2 protein-coding genes and 3 pseudogenes are annotated in these 2,311 nt (G+C 38.8%); 4 read left to right on the top strand and 1 reads right to left on the bottom strand.

All coding sequences use genetic code 11. The features are described 5' to 3' along the window. Nucleotides 1-6: 6 nt before the first annotated feature. The 3 pseudogenes from QUA74_RS29635 to QUA74_RS29625 all read left to right on the top strand — a co-directional run. Nucleotides 7-874 (top strand): annotated as a pseudogene (locus tag QUA74_RS29635) (IS630 family transposase). Between the two features lie 39 nt (nucleotides 875-913). Then, nucleotides 914-1,022: pseudogene (locus tag QUA74_RS29630) on the top strand (transposase); the annotation flags it as partial. Nucleotides 1,023-1,158: 136 nt separating this feature from the next. After that, a pseudogene (locus QUA74_RS29625) lies at nucleotides 1,159-1,368 on the top strand (IS5/IS1182 family transposase); the annotation flags it as partial. 23 nt (nucleotides 1,369-1,391) lie between these two features. Here QUA74_RS29625 and QUA74_RS29620 read toward each other — a convergent pair. After that, the gene (locus QUA74_RS29620; RefSeq protein WP_333336326.1) at nucleotides 1,392-1,802 is read right to left on the bottom strand and encodes an ISAzo13-like element transposase-related protein; all 411 of its coding nucleotides are present in this window, start codon (nucleotides 1,800-1,802) and stop codon (nucleotides 1,392-1,394) included. 21 nt (nucleotides 1,803-1,823) lie between these two features. Here QUA74_RS29620 and QUA74_RS29615 point away from each other — a divergent pair, with 21 nt between their 5' ends. Continuing rightward, nucleotides 1,824-2,258, top strand: a complete 435-nt coding sequence (locus QUA74_RS29615) for a DUF6444 domain-containing protein (RefSeq protein WP_445302188.1) — start codon at nucleotides 1,824-1,826, stop codon at nucleotides 2,256-2,258. Nucleotides 2,259-2,311: the final 53 nt, after the last annotated feature.

The raw sequence follows: 2,311 nt of genomic DNA, 5'->3' as shown, positions 1-2,311 counted from the left end.
AGGAAAATGTCTTACAGTATTGATTTGAGAAAAAGAGTAGTGGATTATGTAGAAAATGGCGGTCGTATCGCTCAAGCGGCCGGACTTTTTCAGGTAGGAAGGGCAACGATATATCGGTGGCTGGGTCGGACCGACCTGCTTAGCCACACAGGTAAAAAGGCGTAAGAGAAAACTAGATTGGCAAGCCTTAGAAAAGGATGTAAAAGAGAATCCAGATGCCAGATTAATCGACCGAGCCAAGAAGTTTGGGGTAAGACCAAGTGCCATATCTTATGCTCTTAAAGAAATGAAAATTACTCGAAAAAAAAAAGAACTTCGTTACCAGGAGAGAAACCGAGAAGCAAGAATGAAATACTACAGATATCTGAGAGAATTGATTAAAGTATCGGGAAATCAAAGTCGGGTTTTTATTGATGAGTCAGGATTTGAAGAGTTTCAAGATTGTGCATTTGGCTGGTCAAAAAGAGGCAAAAAAATCTGGGGCGAAAAGTCAGGAAAACGGGGGAAAAGAGAAAATCTAGTAGCGGTTCGACTGAAAGGAAAAAAGGACTTAATTGCCCCAATGGTTTTTACGGGCAGCCTTAATGCAGAAGGTTTTGAAGGGTGGTTATCTTTATATTTATTACCCTCTCTGACGGAGCCATTTATATTAATCATGGATAATGCACCGATTCATCGAAAAACAGCCATCCGAGAACTGGTAGAGGAAACGGAGCATCAAGTTCTTTTTCTCCCAAAATATTCTCCAGACCTGAACGATATTGAACACGATTTTAGTGCCTTAAAGCGAGCCAGAATGTATGCTCCTCCTGGCACATCTTTAGATGAACTCATCTGTGCCTACTGCGCTCAAGAGTGTCTTTTTTTTATTTGAAATGACTATAACTTACCAGCGCATAAAGTAGATTCAATTAAGCCTATGATTGAAGCGGTGGGTGCTTCTATCTTGTGTTTGTCCCCATACTCTCCTGATTTTAATCCAATTGAATTATGGTGGTCGCAACTCAAATCTTTATTGATCCAGTTTTCACCAACCAGCACTAAAATGGTTGACACGATAATTGCTGTGGCTCTTGACTTGATTAATCCGAAACATCTTAAAAACTGGTTTACTAATTGCTGCTACTGTACCTCATAACATCCGAAAGTGCTGTAGCAGTGGCGAAACAAAGACGACCCACTAAAAAAAAAGACAGGCAATTAAAAAACGCCTCCAATATATCAAAAGAAACCTAGCTCATATTCAACAGATAATCGAGTCAGGTGTCACCCTAGAAATTATGTATGAGCAAAAAGCAATATAAAACCTTGCTAGTCCTCACAGAAGTCTATCGCCAACAACAGTGGTTATTTGACAACGATAAGGAATGAAAAATAAATAACTTAATGAATTACTTAGGTTGGGGTACGGCTCGATAATTCCATTTGGGCAAATATTCGTCAAAAACAATTTGCATAGTATTTTTGAAATTATCAGCCACCTTTCGACCAGTTTTATAAACTCTCTTAAGGATATTTACACCTACAGAGAGTCCCGTTTTAGTTTGAGTTTTTTCGACAAAAGATTTGACTAATTCTAAACTTGTAAAAATTACTCCTTGACAAGCCCTGGTAATATGAGGAAAAAGTCGATCTTCTATGGGATTATATTTAGATGTATAAGGAGGGTAATGAGCAATTCTGATCTCAATTCCTATTTCATTAACTAATTTCTGCAAATCTTCTTGGAAAATATAATGATTAGCATTATTACTACCTCCCCCGTAAGGATTCAGGTCAGAGGGTATTGACAAGTGTGACATTCTCGGCGGAATATTACAATTATGGAAAAAAACCTGCCTGTTGAACTAGACCGTGAAATCCTGATACAGTTGGCTCCGGAACAACTGGTGGAAATCATTGTCGAGCAGGCGAGCGCCACAATTAAACTAAACTCCAGAATTTTAGAGCTAGAACAAGAAATAGGAAAACTCAAGGCGAGTAGAGATTTAGACAGCAAAACATCATCAAAACCACCATCTGGGGACATCCTCAAAAAATCCGAAAAAAAACCTGAGCTCTCTGATGGTGAAAGCCAAGCTCCAAAACGGAAACCGGGAGGACAACCTGGGCATCCGGGAAAAACTCGTAAAGGGTTTGGTAGAGTAGCTCGCTGGGAAATTTTACGTCCCGAGTGTTGTTGTTGTTGTGGTACGGGATTTTTCAAAGACAAGATAAAAATTGAAACACAGCAAGTAAGCTGTTGTACCTTTAAATAGGGTATAATAAAAATTAAGTTTAGTCAATTTTTACAAAAATGCCAGCCAAAAAC

The sequence above is a fragment of the Microcoleus sp. LAD1_D3 genome, assembly GCF_036702135.1.
Classification (GTDB): Bacteria; Cyanobacteriota; Cyanobacteriia; order Cyanobacteriales; family Microcoleaceae; genus Microcoleus.
This window is presented reverse-complemented; position numbering and strand designations above follow the sequence as displayed.